We start from the raw sequence: 19,307 nt of genomic DNA, 5'->3' as shown, positions 1-19,307 counted from the left end.
GCGAATCAACCAAAGTGCCACTCGACGGCCCCCTGGGGCAGAAAATAGACCAAGTTCATGCGCCCACCGGTGACAGTGGGGACGTGGCGGCTGCCCGGCGGCAAGAACACCCAACCGGGCGGTCGCCCCTCGAAATGACAGCTTTGTTCGTCATCTGCGGGGAAGCCGACCGTCACCTCTCCCTGGGGGTGGCTGTGCTCGACGGCGGCGCCGACCATGCTGACCACGTCGATGGACAGGTCGTGCGTCGCGGGGCAGGCCTTGGACACGCGGCCAAAGCGAGCCTGCGGCTCCCCACGCTCGGCGAGCCAGCCTTCGCCAACCCCGCGAGCGAGCTCGTCGTTGATGGCCTGGACGTAATCCCCGGCCCATGGAAACTCCGCCTCGAGGGTCGTCTCGAGCTCGCGGATCGCGTCGGGATCGTGGCGCGAGGCGGGATCCAGCGCCGAGATCCGGGCGAGCACGGGCTCGAGCAGCTCCAGCAAGCGGGCAGTCTGCGGGGTCGTCGCGCGGGTCTGGGTCTGGCTGTCGCTCATGGCGAGCGGGGTGTACCACCCTCGCTGGTTGGGGCGAAGCGCGGCCAGGGCGCGCCGTCGATCTCCACGCCCTCGCTGGCGATCCGGATCGTGCGCACGTGATGCGCAGCGCCCTCCCCCATCGACGTGGACGCGGGGGCGGCCCCCGCGAGCAGCCACTCGCCCTGGAGCAGCGATCGGATCGGCGCGTGCTCGAGCTCGAGCAAGGTGGCGCCCGGCGCCGCGTCGGGATCCCCCTCGGCGCGGTCGAGCCAGCGGACCACCGCGTCCCCCTGGCCGAGCCCCACGAGCAGCACACGCCGCTCGCCGATGGCGATCACGTCGAAGGGAAAGCCCGCGGGATCGCCCGCGCCCACGCGGACCCCGGGGTGCTCGAGATCGAGGCGCAGGCTCAGCTGCCAGCGCGAGAGCAGCCGCGCCGCGAGGCGGTCGATGGCGCAGTCGCTGGGCCACGCCCAGATCGGCGCTCCCGAGGGGCCCTGGATCTCCACGAGCTGCGCCGGGCTGTGGCCGAGGACCGCGAGGGTCGTGGCCATCGCTCCGAGCTGGAGCTCGAGGTTGGCATAGTCCATGGACGCGAGCACCGGCAGCGCCGCCGCGTCGTCGTCGGCGAGCTCGGCCAGCCGCGCGAGGGCACGGTCGAGCGCGCCGCCCTCGGCCAGGCCGCCCTCGAGCTCGACGAGGGTGACCAGGCGAGCGTCGACCGGCACCCAGGCGAGGTCCTCGAAGCGCAGGCCCTCGCTGCCGCAGCCGGCCCTCACCTCCGCCTCGTCAGCCGCGTCAGCCCCCTCTTCGGCGCCGGCGTCTTGGCCCGCCGCCCGACCGTCCTCCTGCCCCCCATCAGCGTGGGCCGATCGCCCATCGCGGCGACAGCCGGGGCCCGCGAGCAGCAGGGCGCAGACCAGGACGAGCGGCCCCCTCGACGATCCCCGGCCAGCCATCAGCGCAGCAAGAAGTGCTTGAGCTGCTCGGGGCCGATCTCCATGCGCCCCACGACCCCGCTTTGCCCCTCTTCCTCGAGGGGCGCGAAGTGGACGGCCGAGATCAACCCCTGAACCTGCTGGTTCTCCTCGGGGTGCTCGCGCTCGTTGAGCTGCTTGGCGACGGCGTGGACGTCCCCGGTCGGCGTGAGCACGACCTGCCCGTCGTAGCCCTTCGCGCCTCCCCCCGCGCCCCCGCCTGCGCCCCCCCCCGTGCCCAGGTTGCGCAGGGCGAACTGGACCTGCGCGATGGGCTGGTCGACGTCGAAGTGGACCAGCGGCCCGCCCGAGAGCAACACCAGCTCGATGCCCGGGTCCTGGCCGAGGAGCGCCGCGAGCTGCTGCTCGACCGGCGACTCGGGCTGCTCCCTGGCGCCGTGCAGCGGCTCGAGGCCAGCGCCGGGGATGTCGACGGGGATGAAGGCGATCAGCCCGCCCTCGAGCGCCGCCGCCCGCCAGGGGAAGGCGCCGTCGGGCAAGAACACGGCCGTCTCGTCGACCACGTTCTTGGTGAAGCCGCCCTGCTCGAAGATCCCCGCGAGCGCCTCGTCGGTCATGGGCGCGCGCAGCGGGCGGAGAAAGTAGGGCGTCGAAGACAGCGCCACCGTGAAGCCCAAGGTGCTCTCGCCGAGCCAGTTCTTGGCCTCCGCGTCTCCGTCGAAGACCACGTCGAGGGCCTCGTCGAGGGTCGCCCGCTCGTCGAGGACGTCGGCGGCCTTGGGCGGGAGGGCGTAGACCACCGAGACCACCGCGGGATCCAGGCGGCGATCCATGCGGTCGTAGGCCACGGTCATCGCGTCGGGGGTCAGCCAGCCGAGCATCTGCTCGATCTCGGAGGCGGAGGCGGATCCGGCCGCCTCTTCCCCCGCTTCTGCAGAGGCCTCTGGAGCGGCTCCCGCCTCGGCGTCCGCCTGCTCGTCGGCCGCCTCGGTCCGCGTCGCGCTCGCGCCCGCCTGGTTCGCCTCGTCTTTGCCACCGCAGGCGGCCAGCGTCAGCGCCAGCGCCGTCGTCAGCGCGCCTCGAGCCATCATTGCCTTGGAATCCATCGCTTACCTTCTCGGACGAAGCGGCGCGGGAGCCCTTGGACCCGCGCCGGGACCTCGCCCGTGTCACCGGGGAGATCGAAGTACTCGGGATCGTGGGGCAGCACGATGTGCACGTGCTCGCCCACGCTCGCAACCTTGGGGAGGATCGGCCGGCGCAGCTCCTCGAGCCCGCGCTCGCCCCAGCGCGACCACTCGCCGGCCTCGAGCTGCATCAAGATGCTCAGCGTCGGCGGCGGCAGATCGATGGCCTGCGCCCGCCACTGCTCGAGGATCGCCGCCGGCGTGGCCCAGCGCCCCGCGTGGGTCTCGACCTCGTCGGCGCGGGCGTCGTGGCCCTCGTGCGCGGCGATCGTCGTCATGTAGAAGCGGGCCAGGAAGCGCCGGGGCGACTCGCCCGAGGGCGTCTGCCAGGTGTCGAACCAGCGCAGGCCGTCGACGCCGAGGCTCAAGCTGGCCTCCTCCATGCACTCGCGCGCCGCCGCGCGTGTGAAAGACGCGTCATCGAGCTCACCCTCGCTGCTGTCCTGGGTCTCCACCCGACCGCCCGGAAAAACCAGCGCGTCCGGCATGAACGCGCTGCGGCTCGAGCGACGCAGCATGTAGAGCTCGACCTCGGCGCCCGCCGAACCCACGCCCTCGCGGGGACGCAGGACCACGACCGTCGAGGCGGGGCGAACCGCGGTGGGGTCTTTGGCCATCGGGGGCGTTGGTATCACGTCGGGGGCAAACTGTTCAGCTTGTCCCCGGGCGCGCCCCGGCACTACCCTCTTCGTCATGGTCCGCGTGTTCCTCTCCCAGGCCTGCATCGACCGCTGGCTCGGCGCCGGCGGGATCGCCATCGAGGGCGACCACGTCCACTTCCATGCGGTCCCTCAGGTCCGGCTCTTCATCGACCCCAGCGTCTACTTCGAGCGCATCGACGGCAACGACAGCGACCCCTACGACATCATCGGGGCCGTGAAGACCGCCCAGGAGCTCGCGCAGATGGGCGCCGATCACTACGAGAGCTCCGTGGTCCTCGGCGACTACGCCTACACGGTGAAGCCGGGCTTCGTGGCCTCGCCGATCGGCCCCGAGGGCAGCCCCTCGATGCTCGACGGCGGCACCTGGGGCCGGCTGATCGGCGCCATCGAGGCCCTCGGCCTGCCCGCCTAGAGCCCGCCTAGAGCGCCGATCGGTTTGTGCGCGCGGCCTCTCCCACGCCGCCCCGCCAGCCCCAGCGCGCGGTAGCGGGGCCTACGCCGATCTTTCCTCTGCGCCCTCGCTCTGCGCCCGAGCGCGGCCTCGGGCCCGGGTAAACACGAGATCGGAGCCCGCGGGCGCTGCGACCTTCGGACCGGTGACCCCGGACGCAAAAGCGGCCATACTCCCGGCGACACCGATGTTGCTCCTGTTCATCTTTGCGGCGCTGGCCTACGGAGCCGCGTCTTTCGCCTTCGGTGCGGGCACCGACGAGGGCAGCCCGCTCAAGGGCTGGGCCCGCGTGCTGCTCGCGGGCGCCGCGCTGTTCCACCTGAGCACCATCGGCGCACAGTGCGTCGACGGGGATCACCCCTTCAAGTCGGTGTACCTGGCGACCAGCCTGGGCGTGCTGATCGCGGTCGGCGGCTTCCTGGCGATCAGCGCCAAGCGCCGGCCCATGCGGGCTCTGGGCGCCGTCCTCGCGCCGCTCGGGCTGATCGCCCTGACCCTCGGCGTCGTCATGGGCAAGCTGCCCGCGAACCCGACCCTCGCCGCGGTTCAAGGCGAGCTGCTGCGAGCCCATATCGCCCTGGCCACCGTCGGCGTCTCGGGCTTCACCCTGGCGGCCGGCGTCGCCGGCCTCTACCTCGGCATGGAGCGCCGGCTGCGGAACAAACAGTTTCAGCCGAGCACCTCGGGGATCTCCCTGCGTGGCCTCGACCGCCTCCACTGGTGGCTCGTGCTCCTGGTCACGCCAGTGTTCACCCTCGCCATCGTCACCGGCACCATGGTCTCGCTGCGCGAAGGCGGCACGCAGATGCTCGCCTCGCGCAGCGTCGAGCTGATCGCCGCTGGCGTCGCGTTCCTGGCCACCGCCGCCAGCCTGGCCTCGCGGGCGGTCTGGGGCCTGCGCGGGCGCAAGGCCGCGTGGCTGACGATCGTGGCCTTCGTCAGCATGGCGCTGATCTTGGTCAGCTACGGCATCCGCTCATGACCAGCTTGCTCGCCGTCGGGCTCAACCACACCACCGCGCCGGTCGACCTGCGCGAGCAGCTGGCCGTGCCCCGCGAGCAGATCGGCGAGAGCCTCACGCACCTCGTCGACGGAGCCGCCCTGTCCGAGGCCGTGCTGCTCTCGACCTGCAACCGCGTCGAGATCTACGCCGTCCAGTCCGAGCGCCCCAACCCCGATCACATCATCGCCGCCCTCGCCGAGCTCCGCGGCGTCCGCAGCGATGTCATCCGCAACCACTGCTTCGTGCGCGAGCGCGAGGGCGCGGCCCGGCACATCTTCCGCGTCGCCGCCAGCCTCGAGAGCATGGTCATCGGCGAGCCGCAGATCCTCGGCCAGGTCAAGGACGCCTGGCAGCTCGCCCGCGAGCGGCAGACCGTCGGGCCGGTCCTCGATCGTTGCCTGACCATGGCCTTCCACGGGGCCAAGCGCGTGCGCAGCGAGACCGAGATCGCCCGCGGCGGGGCCTCTGTGGCCTCCGTGGCCGTCGACCTCGCGCGCAGCATCTTCGGCGACCTCCAGGGCAGCACCGTCGCCCTGCTCGGCGCCGGCGAGATGGCCCGGCAGGCCGCCGTCCACCTGCGCGCCGCCGGGGCCAGCGAGATCCTCGTGGTCAACCGCAGCGCCGAGCGGGGCACCGCCTTGGCCGAGGCCGTCGAGGGCCGCTGGCTGCCCTGGGAGGACGGCCTCGAGCAGGCCCTGCTGCGCGCCGACGTGGTCGTGGCCAGCACCGGGGCGAGCGAGCCGGTGATCGTCCCCCGGGCCATGCGGCGGGTCATGCGACGCCGCCGCGGCGCGCCGATCTTCTTCGTCGACATCGCCGTGCCCCGCGACATCGATCCCCGCGTCGGTCGCCTCGACTCGGTCTATGTCTACGACGTCGACGACCTGCAGAAGATCCTCGCCAGCAACCTCGAGGCCCGCTGCACCCACACCGAGGCCGCCGGCGAGCTGATCGAAGAAGAGATCAACGCCTTCTTGGAGTGGCAGCGCGCGCGCTCCTTGACCCCGGTGATCCGCGACCTCCGCGAGCACGCCCGCTCGATCATGGAGCGCGAGGTCGACAAGACCCTCGGTCGCCTCGGCGAGCTCGACGACAGCCAGCGCGAGGCCGTGCGCGCCCTCGGTCACGCAATTACCCAAAAGATCCTCCACCGCCCGCTCAAGGCCCTGCGCGAGTCCGCGATCCACTCGCCGGCCGGCGGCGAGGCCCTCGGCGGAGCCCTGCGCACGCTCTTTGCCCTCGAAGAGGCCCTCGAGCACGAGGATCAGCTGATGACCGAGGGTGACAGCCAGGACTGAGCCCGCGCCGCGGGCCGCTCGCAAACCCTCGGGACCGTAGCGGTCATTGTCGCGTGCGCGCGATCGCGCCTAGGATCCCGTGGTGAAACCCAACACGACACCTGGCTTGGTCTTTTCGCCGAAGGCTTTGTCGCCAAAACTTGCAGTACGCCCGGTACAGCGGCGTTTTGGCTTCGCGCCCTCGACAAAAATCCCGGCGCCAGGAGCCGCGCTGGGTTCCACCACGGGCTCCTAGCCTCGCCAGGTGACGAGCCTGGAGGGCAAGCCCCCGCGCTGGTCGAGCACGCTGTGCAGCGTCGCCCTGGCAGGCGCGCTCGACCGCCCACGCCCGCCGAGCAGCGCGCTGATCACCTCGCTGCTCGCGGGCTTCGGCGCGCTGCTCGGGCTGCTCGCGTTCTCGACCTCGCTGCCCTGGCCGATCGTCGCCGCGCCGGCGCTGGCCATCGGCTTGGCCCACGCCCTGCTCCACCACCCTCGCCTCTCCCCGCGCCTCCGCGTGCTCGCCGGGCTGGTCTGGGCGATGGGGCTGGGCCTCGTGCTCACGATGACCGCGCTCTACGGCCTCGTGCTGAGCTGGGCCGCCCTCCCCTGGCTCGCCGCGCTCGCGCTGCTCGGCCTCGGCCTGAGCTTCGCCTCGGCCGCGCCGCGCTGGCGCTACCCGCAGCTGCCCCTGAGCTTGCCCCTGGGCGCGTGGACCCTCGCCTGCCTCCTCGGCTGGCAGCGCGAGGAGGCCCGCGTCCGCTGCGACGACCGCGAGCGCCTGCTCGCCCAAGACGGCGTGCAGCTGCTCATCCCCACGCGCCCCGACCTCGCCAGCTGCGCCCCCGGCCGCGCCCTGGCCATCGACCGATACCCGCGCAAGGTCTGGGAGCACCCCCTCGCCGGCGAGTACCTAATCACCACGCAGCGCGGCCCCAGCTCCAGCGCGCAGGCCGAGCCCACCCACTTCGCGGGCGCGGTCTGTCGCGCGCCCACGGACGGCTCGAGCCCGCCGCGCTGCCTGTCCGCGGGCAAGGGCTACAACATCGTCGACCTCCCCGCCCACGACGCCCTGCTCGTGGCTGGCGGCGAGCGTCACCACGTCGTCGCCTACACCCGCACAGGCGCGCTGCGTGTCCTCGCCGCGGCCGAGGTCCGCAACGCCGTCAACGTCTTTCATGATCCCGCGCGCGCGCGCCTGGCCGTCTACACCGACGAGGGCGGCCTCCACCCCCTCGAGGCCGCGAGCCTGGCTCCCCCGACCTCCGAGGTCGCGCTCGACTCGCCCGCGATCCCCGAGCGGCTCCTCTACCGCCCGGCGTCCGAGCGCGGCCTGCTGTGCTTCGCCTCTGGCCCGCTCTTTCGCCTCGACGGCACCCCCTACATGGCCATGGCCTTCACCCCCGAGCCCTACACCGAGCGCCCGCTCGGCGCCGACTCCTGGCTCGCCCCGCTCGCGCTGTCGTGGGGCTGCGACTGGGATGAGGCCCGCGGCCGGGTCTACGCGGGGCTCGCCACCTTGGGCCTGCTCGCGACCCTCGACTACGACAGCGGCGCCCTCGAAGACCTGCACTACATCGGCCCCGGGGCGCGGGCCGTCGTCTACGATCCGGCGCGCGACCGCATCTACGTCGCCAACTTCCTGCGCGGCGAGCTGCTCGCGCTGACCCCCGAGGGCGAGCGCGAGCGGCGGTGGTTCATCGGCCACTTCACCCGCGACCTCCAGCTGACCCGCGACGGCCGGGCCCTGCTCGCGACCTCGAACCTCGGGCTCGTGCGCGTCGAGCTCGATCCCTGACCGCGCTGGCCGCTCAGGTCCCGTCGCCAGCCAGGAGCGAGGGCGGCAGCTCCCCCGCCCACACCGCCACGCCACGCGCCTCGAGGGCGTCGCGCAGCGCGAAGGCCTGGTCGCGCTGCCAGTCCTCGTCGCGGGCCGCGGCGAAGCGCGGATCGGCGAAGTCCTGCTCGGCCCCGTGCTCCCCACGCAAGACCCCGATGCTCACCGAGTCGACGACCTCGGCCAGGGCGTCGGCGAAGGCGTCGGTGTTCCCGGGCAGCATCGGCTGGACGACCACCCAGCAGCGCACGCCCGCCTGCTTGAAGGTGCGCAGCATCGCCAGGCGCTCGCTCGCGGGCGCGGCCCGGGGCTCGAAGTGCGCGCAGACTTCATCGTCGATGGTCGGGATCGAGGCGCCGACCCACACGCTGGGGCTCTCGCGGATCAGCTCGAGGTCGCGGAGCATCAGCGTGGAGCGAGTCATGACCAGCGCCGGCGGGGGCTCCGGGGCGTCGCGGATGACCTCGAGGCAGCGGCGCGTGACCTCGAAACGCTTCTCCACGGCCTGGTAGGGATCGCTGACGATCGGGCAGAACTTGATGGGGTAGCGCGGCAAGCTGCGCAGCTCCTCGGCGAGGACCTCCGCGGCGTTGATGCGCACGTCCACGTAGGATCCCCAGCGCACCTGCGGCAGACGCAGCAAGCTACGCATGGGGTCGAGGCGGGTCTGCGCGTAGCAAAAGCGGCAGCCGATCAGGCAGCCCACGTAGGGGCTGAGCGTATAAAAGCGCTGGCCCGGATCCCCGGCGAGCTCGAGCAGGCGACTGATCTCGATCTCGCGCAGGCGGGCCGAGCCCTCCTCGTCCTGGGCCGCCTCCGCGTCGGCGCCGAGCTGCCCGAGGACCTCGGCCTCGCGCGCGCCGACGTGCCTGGCGACGGCCTGGCAGACCCGCAGCCCGAGCTTTTGGTCGACCCGCTCGGCGCCGCCGTGACGATAGCCAAAGGCCAGGTACTCGCTGCGCGCCGCGTACTTTGGGCTCTGCTCGAGGGGGCTGAGCTCGACGTGGACCTCGTGGCGACCGTCGACGAGGAAGGTCAGGCGCAGGCCGAGCTCCGTCGACGCGCGGACGAAGCGGAGCCCCGGCGCGAGCTCCTCACCGGGCTCGGTGGGGCGCATCAGCGCGAGGAGGTGGTCTCGCAGATCCACGAGCCGAGACTATGGCACGGCGTAGCGCGCTCACAAGCGCCGATCCAACACGGCGCCGAGCGGGGCGTAGCCAGCGCTCAGCGCCTCCCCGAGCGCTCGAGCGAAGCGCCGCGACTCGGTGACGGTCACCAGACGCCACGCCTCGTCCCGACCGCATTGGTCAGTCCCCGACGAGCCAGCTGCGCAGGCCGAGCGTTCATTGCTAGGTTGGTGCGATGAAGCGGGCGCCGCACCTCGTGTTGATCAAGCCGCCGCTGCGCCTGCCTCGTGCCAGCTACACGACCTTGACCTGCCCGCCCCTCGGCCTGGCCTATCTGGCCGCGAGCGCCGAGAGAGCGGGCTTCGAGGTCACCGTGATCGACGCGGTCGGTGCGGCCCCCCGCCAGCTCAGAGCCCTCGCGGATCCTCGCTTCTTGCGCCTGGGCCTCTCGGACGAGGCGCTGCTCCGCCAGATCCCCGACGACGCCGACGTCATCGGCGTGACCGCGATGTTCTCCGAGGAGTGGCCGATGATCCGCGGCGTCCTCCAGGCGATCCGCCGGGCCTTCCCGAACACGCCGATCATCGCCGGCGGCGAGCACATCAGCGCCGCCCCCGAATTCAGCCTGCGCGACGCCGCCGGAGCCCTCGACGTCTGCGTGCTCGGTGAGGGCGAGGAGAGCCTCGTCGCCCTCGTCCGCGCCCTGAGCGAGGCGCTGCCGCTGACCGAGGTCGCCGGCCTCGCTTTCCTCGACGAGAGCGGCCAGCTCGTGCGCACGCCCCCGCGCCCGCGGATGACCGCCATCGACGACATCCCGCCCCCGGCCTGGCACCTGATCCCGCTCGAGAACTATCTCGACCACGGCCTCGGCTTCGGCATCGGGCGGCGGCGCAGCGTCCCGATGCTCGCGACCCGCGGCTGCCCCTACGCCTGCACCTTCTGCTCGAACCCCCAGATGTGGGGGCGACGCTGGGTCAGCCGCTCGCCCGCGGCGGTCGTCGCCGAGATGTCCGCCGCCGTCGAGCGCTACGGCGCGCAGAACTTCGACTTCTACGATCTCACGGCGATGCTCCGCAAAGACTGGGTGCTCGAATTTTGCGAGCGCGTGGTCGCGGCGAAGCTGGGCGTGAGCTTCCAGATCCCCAGCGGGACGCGCTCGGAGGTCCTCGACGACGAGGTCCTCGGCGCGCTCCAGCGGGCGGGCTGCAACCACCTGGTCTACGCGCCAGAGAGCGGCTCGCCAGCGGTGCTGAAGCGGATCAAAAAGCAAGTCGACCTCGAGCGCATGAAGGACTCCATGTCCTGCGCCGTGGCCCGCGGGATGACCGTGAAGTGCAACTTCATCGTCGGCTTCCCCGACGAGACCCTCGACGAGATCCTCGCAACCTTGCGCTACTGCCGAGCGCTCGCCCGCGCCGGCGTCCACGACATCAACCTCGGCCCCTTTTGCCCCTACCCCGGCGCGGCCCTGCACGACGCGCTGCGCGACCAGGGGCAGCTCCCGGCCATGGGCGACGACTACTTCGACATGCTCGCGATCTACAGCGACCTCAGCCGCAGCGTGTCCTTCAACGCCCGGCTGTCCTCGCGCCAGCTCGCGGGCCTGCGCCGCCTGGGCATGGTCTCGTTTTATGGCGAGGCCTTCGCCCGCCACCCGCTGCGAGCCCTGCACATGCTCCAAGCGGCGATCTCCGGCGAGCACCGGACCCGCCTGGACCGCGTGCTCGGTGATCTCGGCCGCCGACTCTTGGATACGCGCGGGGATACGCGCGGGGACACCCGAGAGGACCCCCGGGCGCGCCTTTGAGTCAGGGCGGCGCGCCCCTGCCCTGCTGCCCGCCGGCTCAGGCCTGCGGCGCGCTGCGTCGGCCCACGCCGAGGCGGTGGCGCAAGAGCACGGCCAAGATCCGCGTGCCGTCGCGGATGCTGCCCAGCTTGCTGACCCCGCCGCTGCGGGGGTGACGGGTCACGGGGACCTCGACCACCCGCGCGCCCGCGGCCTGGAGGGCCAGCAGCACGTCGACCTCGACCTCGTAGCCGAAGGCCTGGACGTCGATGCTGCGCAGCGCCTCGGCCCGAAAGGCTCGAAAGCCGGCGATTGGGTCGGTGATCGCCAGGCCAAAGAGGCCGTTTGCGACGCCGCGCAGCGCCAGCGTGCCGAGCCGGTTGATCGCCGTGATCGCCCCCGGCTCGAAGCTGCCCATGAAGCGCGAGCCGATCACCCAGTCGACGCCATCGGTGAGCGCGTCGAGCAGGCGCGGGATGTCGCGCGGATCGTCCTGCCCGTCGCCGTCCATGACCAAGATGACCTCGCCGCGCGCCGCGTCGATGCCCCGCTGGAGGGCCGCCGCCTTGCCGCGGTTGCGCGAGAAGGCCAGGACCTCCGCCCCGGCCGAGGCCGCCGCCGCCGCCGTGCCGTCGTCGGAGCCGTCGTCGACCACGATCACCTCGAGCAGAGCGGGCGCGTGGGTCTTCACGCCACGCACGACCTCCGCGATCGCCTGCTCCTCGCGATAGGCAGGGATGATCACCGAGAGCCACCCCGGGCCGGCCGCTTCGGTCTGCGCTTCGGGCATGCCCAGGAGTCTCGTGCGGCCCCCATCGGGCGTCAAGCCAGCCCGCGCTTGACAGCGATCTCGGGCCTCGACAACGTGATCGTCGATGGTCCCCTTGCGCGTCGATGTCGTGGCGGGGGCGCGGCCGAATTTCATCAAGGTCGCGCCGATCATGCGCGCCCTGGGCCGCCGCGGCGAGCAGATCGCCGCCCGCCTGGTCTACACCGGCCAGCACTACGACCGGGAGATGTTCGGCGTGTTCGTCGAGCAGCTCGAGCTCCCGCCCGCGGCGGTCTCCCTGGGCGTCGGCTCGCTCCCCCACGCCAGCCAGATCGCGCAGATCATGCTGGCCTACGAGCCGCACCTGCTCGCGGCGCCCCGCCCAGACTGGGTCATGGTCGTGGGCGACGTGAATTCCACGCTGGCCTGCGCGCTGGCGGCCGCGAAGCTGGGGATCCGCGTCGCCCACGTCGAGGCGGGCCTGCGCGCCTTCGATCCCGCGATGCCCGAGGAGCTCAACCGCAAGCTCACCGACGCGCTCGCGCAGCTGCTCTTGGTCAGCGATCCCGCGGGCGTCGACAACCTCGCCCGCGAGGGCGTCGCGCCCGAGCAGGTCGTCTACGTCGGCAACGTCATGATCGACACGCTGGTCGCGGCGCTCCCGGCCGCGCGCGCCCTCGACATGCCCGCCCGCCTCGAGCTGCGCCCCGGCGGCTACGCCTACGCGACCTTTCACCGCCCGGCCAACGTCGACGCGCGCCCGCGCCTCGGCCAGCTGTGCGCGGCGCTGATCGAGACCGCCCGGCGCCTGCCCGTGGTCTTCGCCGTGCACCCGCGGACCCGCGCCCGGCTCGAGCAATTCGAGCTGTGGGAGCCGCTGCGTCGCGCGCCCGGCCTGCGCCTGCTCGACCCCCAGGGCTACCTCGAGAGCGCCGGCCTGCTCGCCGACGCGGCCGTGGCGATCACCGACAGCGGGGGGATCCAGGAGGAGTCCTGCTACCTCGGGGTCCCCTGCCTGGTCATGCGCGAGACCACCGAGCGGCCCGTCACCCTCCGCGCGGGCCACAACCTGCTGCTCGGCGCCGAGCCGGCCCGCCTGCCCGCGGCCGTCGAGGCCCTCGCCCGTGACCCCGGCCCGCGCCCCCAGACCGCGGCCATCGAGGGCTGGGATGGGCGCGCCGCCGAGCGCATCGTCGACGCGCTCTCGCGCAGCCACCAGCGCGCGCAACCCAGCGCGCAGTAGCGCCTTCGACTCGGGCCTCCCCGGCGGCGCTCAAACGATGACCCGCGCGCCGACCTGGAAGGCCTCGGCGTAGCGCCGGCGGATCTGGGCGCCACGCATGCGCGCCAGGCCCTCGACGAGCGAGGCGTCGAAGTAGGGCCGGCCGCCGAAGCGCTGGCTCGAATAGGCCGCGATCAGCTCGCGCTTGAGCTCGAGCTCTTCGCGGCTGAGCTCGACGTAGTAGGTGGCCCGGAACTCGCCGAGGTCGTTGTTGGGGAACTCGCCCTCGAGCACGGTGGCGTGGGCCTTGAACACCCGCCGGACCTCCTCGGCGACCTGGCGGTGGTCCTGGTTGGTGTCGTGCACGCTGTGGGTCACGACCAGGTCGTAGTCCTCGCGCAGGGCCTCGAGGGCCGCGTAGAGCTCGGCCCGGCGGGCCTGGAGCGCGCCCGAGCAGGCGGCCATCATCTCGCCGCTGTGATCGAAGATCTCGCGCCCGGCCCGGGCGGCGAGCTCCTCGAGGTTGGCCCGCATCTCCGCGCGCGCCTGGGCGGCGAGCGCGTCCGAGACCACCCCGCGGTGATCGCTGAAGGTCAGCACGCCCACCGCCGCCGCGCCGCGCAGGCAGCAGCGCGCGAGCAGGCCGCCCGCGAACAGCTCGACGTCGTCGCAGTGTGCCCCGACGAAGAGCGCCCGCCAGCCTTCGATCACGGCGCCCCCGCGGCGAGCAAGGCGTGCTCGTCGAGCCAGGCCAGGGTCTGCGCCAGGCCGCGATCCAGCGGCGTGTCCGGGACCCCGCCAAAGCGCGCGCGCAGCCGCCGGACGTCGGCGCAGCGGCGAGAGATCGTATCCCACTCGCGCAGCCCCTGGGTGTGGATGCAGCTCGCCGGCGCCCCGGCCAGGGCCGCGATCTTCTCGGCCAGGGCCGCGATCGCGACCTCCCGGCCGGCGCCGATGTTGGTGGTCGCGCCCGCCCCGAGCTCGGCCCGCGAGAGCACCCCGACCACGTCGTCCACGTAGGTGAAGTCGCGCGTGGACTGCTCGCCGAACAGCTCGATGCATGGAGCCGGCTGCCTGGCGGCGAAGAACATGTTGGGGATGGCGTTGCGGTAGGGCCCCGGCCAGTCTCCCGGGCCGTAGACGTTGAACAGGCGAAAGATCGCGCAGCGCAGCTCGCTGGCCGCGACCAGGCCCTCGCCCTCGAGCTTCGAGCGGGCGTAGGGCGTGGCCGGGCGCATGGCGTCGTCCTCGGCGAAGGGCGGCGTGAGCGAGCCGTAGCACGACGAGGACCCGGCGTAGACGAAGAGCCCGCAGCCGACCTCGCGGGCGAAGTCCAGCGTGTGCCGGGTGCCCTCGACGTTGGTCCGCCAGTCGGCCACGGGCAGGTCGACGCTGCGCGCGTTCGCGAAGGACGCGGCGAGGTGATAGACGCGGTCGTAGTGGACCCGGGGCAGCGCCGCGAAGTCCTCGGGGCAGCGCACGTCGACGTGAAAAAATTCGCAGCGCGCGCCCGCCAGCAGGTCCAAAGAGCGCTTCGCAGACAGGTTGTCCGCGATCACCACGCGCTGGCCCGCCCGCGCGAGGGCGTGGACCAGGCGCGAGCCGATGAAGCCCGCGCCCCCCGTTACCAGGACCGTCTGTGTCTGTACCTGTGCCTCGCCCACGATCATGCCCTCGCCTCAGCTGGTTGCCGCGTTCTCGCGGACCGAGAGTAGGGCAATTCGTCGACGCACGAGCTCCAAATCAGCGGCGTCCATCACCGGCGAATCCCCCAATCGGATCATCTCCGGCGAGCAGCTTCCCGGCAGCGATGGCACATTCTCCACATGCACGCGATGACAAATACCCCCAGTCTCCAGGACGTTGAATCCAGTGTGCGATGCAGAGATCCGAGCGACCACGGTGCGCCCTGCAAGGCCCGCGTGGGCGAGCGGCCGCGCCGATCCAAGCCCGGAGATCCGCGCGCGCCCCGAGCTCGGCGCGCTCTCTCGCTCCCCTCGGATCGGCGCGCAGCCGCTCCCCCACGGCCGCCCCCGCGCGCGCCCGACAAGCCCCCCAGCACCCGCGCGCGCGGCTCAGCGGCCCGACTCGACGCGCGGCGCCCCGAGGGAGTACACACGTGCCCGTGACCGAGACAGCTTCGAGTCGGCGAGTGATCCGCCTGGGGACCCGAGCGAGCGCGCTGGCCTTGTGGCAAGCCGAGCACGTCCGCGCGCGGCTCCTGGACCACTGGCGCGTGCACGCGCCCGAGCGCGCGCTGACCATCGAGCTGGTGAAGATCACCACGATCGGTGATCGCATCCTCGACCGCCCGCTCAATCAGGTCGGCGGCAAAGGCCTGTTCGTGAAGGGCATCGAGGAGGAGCTGCTCGGCGATCGCATCGACCTCGCCGTGCACTCGATGAAGGACATGCCGGCCAAGCTCCCCCCTGGCCTGGTCATCGCCTGCACCCCCGAGCGCGCCGATCCCCGCGACGCCCTGATCAGCAGGACCGGCGCGGGCCTCGACCAGCTGCCCGCCGGCAGCCGCCTGGGGACCTCGAGCCTGCGCCGCGCCGCGCTCGCCAGGCGCATCGCCCCCGAGCTCGAGATCGTCAGCATCCGCGGCAACGTGCCCACGCGCATCGCCAAGATCGAAGAGGGCAGCGTCGACGCCGTGCTGCTCGCCGCCGCCGGCTTGCACCGCCTCGGCCTCGACGCGCAGATCAGCGAGCACCTCGACGTCGAGCGCTTCTGCCCCGCCGCCTGCCAGGGCATCTTGGCCCTGGAGATCCGCGAGCAGGACAGCGAGCTCGCCGAGCTCCTCGCGCCCCTCCAGCACGGGCCCACGGCGGTCGCCGCGGCCGCCGAGCGCAGCTTTCTGGCGACCCTCGAGGGCGGCTGTCAGGTGCCCATGGCCTGCCACGCGCGCTTCGAGTCCGACGACCGCATCGCGGTCCGCGGGCTGGTCGTCGATCCCGGCGGTGAGCCGCTGCTGGAGACACGCGAGCACGGTGCCCCTGCGCAGGCGGACGCGCTCGGGCGCGCCGTGGCCGAGACCCTGCTCTCTCGCGGCGCGCGCGAGATCATCGACGCCCTCGGCCATCCCTGACGACCGTCCGGTCGGATGGCCGTCTCCCTTCAGGGTCAATTTTCGCCCCTGCCACGCCCCCGCCGCACCCTGGCACAATTGTCCCATGAACTGGGTCCAGGGCCCGGTTCCGCATTTTCTGCCGGTCGACTCCGCACACACGATAGAGTCGAGGCGCGTCATGAGTGCGCCCTCGCCCACCCTCGAAGTCGACAGCCAGCGGATCGCTGGCCGCTTCGAGGTCCTCGGATTGCTGGGTGACGGCAGCTTCGCCACGGTCTACGAGGCCATCGATCGCAACTTGGATCGCCGCGTCGCCCTCAAGCTGTTCACCGGCTACGCCGAGAACGAGATCGAGCTGGCCCTGCGAGAGGCTCGCGCCATGGCCAAGCTCGATCACGTGAACGTGCTCATCGTCCACGACGTCGGCGAGCACGAGGGCACGCCCTTCTTGGCCCTCGAATTCGCGCACACCGATCTCCGCCGCTGGCTCACCAAGGAGCGCCCGCACCCGGATTTGATCTTGGCGCGCTTCATCGAGGCCGGCCGCGGCCTCGCCGAGGCCCACCGCGCCGGCCTCGTCCACCACGACTTCAAGCCCGCCAACGTGATGATCCGGGCCAACGGCTGCGCCGCGGTCGGCGACTTTGGCCTCGCCCGCTACCTCGACTCCACGGACGACCGCGGCGGCCGCGGGATCAGGCGCCAGGCTGGGTCGAGCTCCTACTGTAGCCATGCCTTCGGGACCTTGCGCTACATCGCCCCCGAGCGCCTGCTCGGCGAGCTCGGCGACACGCGCAGCGACCAGTTCTCGTTTTGCGTCGCGCTGTGGGAAGCCCTCGCCGACGCGGGCCCCTTCGAGGGCGCCGACGCCGAGAGCCGCTACGCCTCGATCACCGCCGGCCCCCGCGGCACCCCGCGGGCGCCCGCGCACGTCCAGCGCGCGCTCCGGCGCGGCCTGAGCCCCGTCCCCAGCGACCGCTACGCGAGCATGGACGCGCTCCTCGACGCCATACGCCCTCGCCCCGCCCGCCGCGAGCTGCTCCGCCGGGGCCTCGGCGGCCTGTCGACGGCGGCCGTGCTCACCAGCGTGTTCGTGCTCGGCTTCGGCCTCAGCCGCGAGGCCCCTGCCCTCGACATCGGCGAGCCGCCGGAGGTCCTGACCATCCGCAGCGCCGTCGCGCACGCCCGCGAGCTCGGCGAGGCCGAGCCCCGGCTCGCCGTCGACACGGTCACCAGCATCATGCCGACGCTGGCCAAGGTCGACCCCGCCGTCCAGCGCGACCTCGTCCCGCGCATCGAGGCGCTCGGCGATGACCTCGACGCCGCAGGCGCCTACGTGGAAGCCCACCGGGCCTACGTCCTCGCGCTCGCCCTCGCCAAGCGCGCGGGGCTCCCCAGCGCGGACACCGGGCGCCTCAAGGCCAAGCACAGCACGAGCCAGGCCCGCGCGCGCCGCATCAGGCTCGCCAAGTAGCGCCCCAACTCGGCCAGCTCGGCGCGCTCGGCCAGGGTCGGGCGCGACTCGTCCAGCATGACGCGTCGAGCGCTCGAGAGAAAAACAGCTGCGTAGCCGGTGAGCGCTTACTCTTCGTCGTGGCAAGTGACGCCGCTATCGGACTCCGTATAGTCAAAACAGTAGAGTAGGTCACCCATTGTGCAGATATCGTCATCGGCGACCGAGCACGGCTCACCGCTGCCCCCACAGCACAAGAACCCCTCGTCCGGCGAGGGCTCCTGGCCATCGGGCATCGGCGAACAAAACCCGTGATCGCAGGCGTTGGGCACCGGCTTGAGGCCCATGACCACCTGGTTCACGGGATCGATCACCTCACCATACTGAAGCGCGAAGGCCCGCGAGCCCGTGGCGCAGTCACCTGACTTGAGCGTCGTCTCAGTCCCGTTCCAGCAGACCTCGGCCTCGAGCAGCGGCGCGTCGGGGGGGCTGAGCTCGCAGGCCCCGTAGACGGAGTTACACAGCGGCGTGAGCACGATCTGCGCCCCATCGCCGCGCGCCGGCGAGAGCAGGACCACGGCCGCGGCCGGGAGCAGGAGGGTCAGGATCGAGATCGACTTTTTGCTACGCATCATGATTGGCAGAGTACATATTCTGATTTGGTTTTACAGCGAGCTCAGCTACCAAATATTAACTGTCAGCGTATCGTGATCCTTGGGACTACTGATATGATGAACCGTGGATTTTGGCCAATTCGCCGTCCCAAAGGCCATGAACTCCCGGTCACGGACAGCAACATGACACTAGAGCATTCACACTCGCGAAGTTCTCAACGAACTGCCCACGAGATCAATACTATCGTGAATGTCGATAGCGGGCGCGGCGGCCGTGATGCGCAAAGCCGCCTCGCTTCCGCCACACGAGCCGCCTTTGGCCGCGCCACGCGGTGTGGCCCGAGCGCACGAACGCGCCGGCCGGGCGCGGCCGCGATCGAGCGCGTCGATGACCATCCCACCTCCGCCCCCCTGGGAACCTCGCGGTCCAACTGTTGACGGAGCGCCGTGGCCCAGCACACGACCTCGCGCGCGTCACTCGAGTGTGACTCAGGACACTTCTCGAGGAGGGGGGATCGCCTCCTCACGCTGCTCCCCTACCTCAACCTCGGCCTGCTCCTCTCGCTCTTGGTCCTCGGTGTCCTCGAGCGCGGCCCCAGCCTCGCCCGCGAGCTCTCGACGCCCAAACCCCCGCAAGTCCTGGCCAAGGCCGCCTCGGGGCTCCTGGCGGCCGAAGAGAAAAGTGCGCAAGTCGCGGCGGGGACTGAGCGCTCCGAGCCCGCGCCAGCACCCTCGGCGCCCCTGGAGCCCCCCGGGACCCCCCCGGCACCCTCGGGCCAATCTTGGATCCTGGGCTACGGCCTCTAGCCCTCGCCGATCTTTGCTTGACAGGGTCAAAGCCGGGTGCCAAGAAGCCGCACCGCTCCCGCTCCGCCCGCCAGTCCCGTGCGGAAGCGTCTTCGATTCGGTTCTGACTGGCGACGCGAGTAAAAGACATGACGAAGAAGCTCTTTGTGGGGTCCCTCAGCTGGGGCACCGACGATCAAGCCTTGCGCGCTGCCTTCGAGCAGTTTGGTCCGGTTGAGGAAGCCAAGGTCATCAACGATCGGGACACCGGTCGCTCCCGCGGTTTCGGCTTCGTGACCTTCGCTAACGAGGACGACGCCCAAACTGCCATGAAGGAGATGAACGGAGCCGAGCTCGACGGCCGGACCCTCAACGTGAACGAGGCTCAGGATCGTCGCGGCGGAGGCGGCGGCGGCGGCGGTGGTCGTGGCCCCGGTGGCGGCGGCGGCCGTGGTGGTGGCTTCGGCGGCGGCGGCGGTGGCGGTGGCTTCGGTGACCGCGACGGTGGCCGTGGTGGCCGTGGCGGTGGCCGTGGTGGTCGCGGTGGCGGCGGTGGTGGCCGTGGTGGCCGTGGTGGTGGTCGCGATCGCGACTGGTAAGACTC

General features: G+C 71.9%; 20 protein-coding genes. 10 read left to right on the top strand and 10 right to left on the bottom strand.

What is annotated here, in order from left to right; all coding sequences use genetic code 11:
• Positions 1 to 5: 5 nt before the first annotated feature.
• From G6O69_RS25895 to G6O69_RS25880, 4 genes are read right to left on the bottom strand one after another with little or no spacing between them, the layout of a single operon-like run.
• On the bottom strand, positions 6 to 536 hold the full coding sequence (locus G6O69_RS25895) for a DUF4863 family protein (protein WP_172306179.1): 531 nt from the start codon (positions 534 to 536) through the stop codon (positions 6 to 8).
• Positions 533 to 1,477 (bottom strand): hypothetical protein, encoded by a 945-nt coding sequence (locus G6O69_RS25890; protein ID WP_172306178.1) that lies wholly within the window; start codon positions 1,475 to 1,477, stop codon positions 533 to 535. The genes G6O69_RS25895 and G6O69_RS25890 overlap by 4 nt, the downstream gene beginning before the upstream one ends.
• Positions 1,477 to 2,562, bottom strand: coding sequence for a hypothetical protein (locus tag G6O69_RS25885; protein ID WP_176397093.1), 1,086 nt, complete (start codon positions 2,560 to 2,562; stop codon positions 1,477 to 1,479). The genes G6O69_RS25890 and G6O69_RS25885 overlap by 1 nt, the downstream gene beginning before the upstream one ends.
• Positions 2,544 to 3,260 (bottom strand): NUDIX hydrolase, encoded by a 717-nt coding sequence (locus G6O69_RS25880; protein ID WP_172306177.1) that lies wholly within the window; start codon positions 3,258 to 3,260, stop codon positions 2,544 to 2,546. Before G6O69_RS25880 ends, G6O69_RS25885 begins: the two co-directional genes overlap by 19 nt.
• A 76-nt stretch (positions 3,261 to 3,336) precedes the next feature.
• On the opposite strand from G6O69_RS25880, the gene G6O69_RS25875 reads away from it, so the two are divergent.
• From G6O69_RS25875 to hemA, 3 genes are all read left to right on the top strand, one after another.
• Positions 3,337 to 3,717, top strand: coding sequence for a hypothetical protein (locus G6O69_RS25875; RefSeq protein WP_172306176.1), 381 nt, complete (start codon positions 3,337 to 3,339; stop codon positions 3,715 to 3,717).
• A gap of 226 nt (positions 3,718 to 3,943) precedes the next feature.
• On the top strand, positions 3,944 to 4,738 hold the full coding sequence (gene ccsA / locus G6O69_RS25870) for a cytochrome c biogenesis protein CcsA (protein ID WP_172306175.1): 795 nt from the start codon (positions 3,944 to 3,946) through the stop codon (positions 4,736 to 4,738).
• On the top strand, positions 4,735 to 6,057 hold the full coding sequence (gene hemA, locus G6O69_RS25865; RefSeq protein WP_172306174.1) for a glutamyl-tRNA reductase: 1,323 nt from the start codon (positions 4,735 to 4,737) through the stop codon (positions 6,055 to 6,057). Before ccsA ends, hemA begins: the two co-directional genes overlap by 4 nt.
• Before the next feature lie 69 nt (positions 6,058 to 6,126).
• On the opposite strand, the gene G6O69_RS25860 is transcribed toward hemA, so the two are convergent.
• Positions 6,127 to 6,279, bottom strand: a complete 153-nt coding sequence (locus G6O69_RS25860; RefSeq protein WP_176396660.1) for a hypothetical protein — start codon at positions 6,277 to 6,279, stop codon at positions 6,127 to 6,129.
• A 22-nt stretch (positions 6,280 to 6,301) separates the two neighbouring features.
• On the opposite strand from G6O69_RS25860, the gene G6O69_RS25855 reads away from it, so the two are divergent.
• Positions 6,302 to 7,834, top strand: coding sequence for a hypothetical protein (locus tag G6O69_RS25855; RefSeq protein ID WP_172306173.1), 1,533 nt, complete (start codon positions 6,302 to 6,304; stop codon positions 7,832 to 7,834).
• A gap of 13 nt (positions 7,835 to 7,847) precedes the next feature.
• On the opposite strand, the gene G6O69_RS25850 is transcribed toward G6O69_RS25855, so the two are convergent.
• On the bottom strand, positions 7,848 to 9,020 hold the full coding sequence (locus tag G6O69_RS25850; protein ID WP_172306172.1) for a radical SAM protein: 1,173 nt from the start codon (positions 9,018 to 9,020) through the stop codon (positions 7,848 to 7,850).
• 215 nt (positions 9,021 to 9,235) lie between these two features.
• Between G6O69_RS25850 and G6O69_RS25845 the strand changes: the two genes are divergently transcribed.
• Positions 9,236 to 10,807 (top strand): radical SAM protein, encoded by a 1,572-nt coding sequence (locus G6O69_RS25845; RefSeq protein WP_172306171.1) that lies wholly within the window; start codon positions 9,236 to 9,238, stop codon positions 10,805 to 10,807.
• A gap of 37 nt (positions 10,808 to 10,844) precedes the next feature.
• On the opposite strand, the gene G6O69_RS25840 is transcribed toward G6O69_RS25845, so the two are convergent.
• On the bottom strand, positions 10,845 to 11,576 hold the full coding sequence (locus G6O69_RS25840; RefSeq protein WP_172306170.1) for a glycosyltransferase family 2 protein: 732 nt from the start codon (positions 11,574 to 11,576) through the stop codon (positions 10,845 to 10,847).
• Between the two features lie 85 nt (positions 11,577 to 11,661).
• Here G6O69_RS25840 and wecB point away from each other — a divergent pair, with 85 nt between their 5' ends.
• Positions 11,662 to 12,798, top strand: coding sequence for a UDP-N-acetylglucosamine 2-epimerase (non-hydrolyzing) (gene wecB / locus G6O69_RS25835; protein WP_172306169.1), 1,137 nt, complete (start codon positions 11,662 to 11,664; stop codon positions 12,796 to 12,798).
• Positions 12,799 to 12,828: 30 nt separating this feature from the next.
• On the opposite strand, the gene G6O69_RS25830 is transcribed toward wecB, so the two are convergent.
• Together G6O69_RS25830 and G6O69_RS25825 are read right to left on the bottom strand one after the other, a co-directional pair.
• Positions 12,829 to 13,488, bottom strand: coding sequence for a PIG-L family deacetylase (locus G6O69_RS25830; protein WP_172306168.1), 660 nt, complete (start codon positions 13,486 to 13,488; stop codon positions 12,829 to 12,831).
• A complete protein-coding gene (locus G6O69_RS25825) occupies positions 13,485 to 14,447 on the bottom strand; it encodes an NAD-dependent epimerase/dehydratase family protein (RefSeq protein ID WP_217909912.1) in 963 nt (320 codons plus the stop codon). The genes G6O69_RS25830 and G6O69_RS25825 overlap by 4 nt, the downstream gene beginning before the upstream one ends.
• Before the next feature lie 455 nt (positions 14,448 to 14,902).
• Between G6O69_RS25825 and hemC the strand changes: the two genes are divergently transcribed.
• Entirely contained in the window at positions 14,903 to 15,868 is a 966-nt protein-coding gene (hemC, locus tag G6O69_RS25820; protein ID WP_346017082.1) for a hydroxymethylbilane synthase, read from the top strand.
• A 160-nt stretch (positions 15,869 to 16,028) separates the two neighbouring features.
• Positions 16,029 to 17,324: a serine/threonine-protein kinase gene (locus G6O69_RS25815; protein WP_172306165.1), complete on the top strand. Its 1,296-nt coding sequence runs from the start codon at positions 16,029 to 16,031 to the stop codon at positions 17,322 to 17,324.
• Positions 17,325 to 17,431: 107 nt separating this feature from the next.
• Here G6O69_RS25815 and G6O69_RS25810 read toward each other — a convergent pair whose 3' ends face one another.
• Complete coding sequence (locus G6O69_RS25810) at positions 17,432 to 17,938, bottom strand: hypothetical protein (protein ID WP_172306164.1); 507 nt, start codon at positions 17,936 to 17,938, stop codon at positions 17,432 to 17,434.
• Between the two features lie 426 nt (positions 17,939 to 18,364).
• On the opposite strand from G6O69_RS25810, the gene G6O69_RS25805 reads away from it, so the two are divergent.
• Together G6O69_RS25805 and G6O69_RS25800 are read left to right on the top strand one after the other, a co-directional pair.
• Positions 18,365 to 18,724 carry a hypothetical protein gene (locus G6O69_RS25805; protein ID WP_172306163.1) on the top strand — a complete coding sequence of 120 codons (360 nt, stop codon included), beginning with the start codon at positions 18,365 to 18,367 and terminating at the stop codon, positions 18,722 to 18,724.
• A gap of 128 nt (positions 18,725 to 18,852) precedes the next feature.
• Entirely contained in the window at positions 18,853 to 19,302 is a 450-nt protein-coding gene (locus tag G6O69_RS25800) for an RNA-binding protein (RefSeq protein WP_172306162.1), read from the top strand.
• The last annotated feature ends 5 nt before the right edge of the window (positions 19,303 to 19,307 follow it).

The sequence above is a fragment of the Pseudenhygromyxa sp. WMMC2535 genome, from assembly GCF_011083025.2.
The sequence above is the reverse complement of the archived record's forward strand: the minus strand, read 5'-3'. Positions and strand labels throughout refer to the sequence as shown.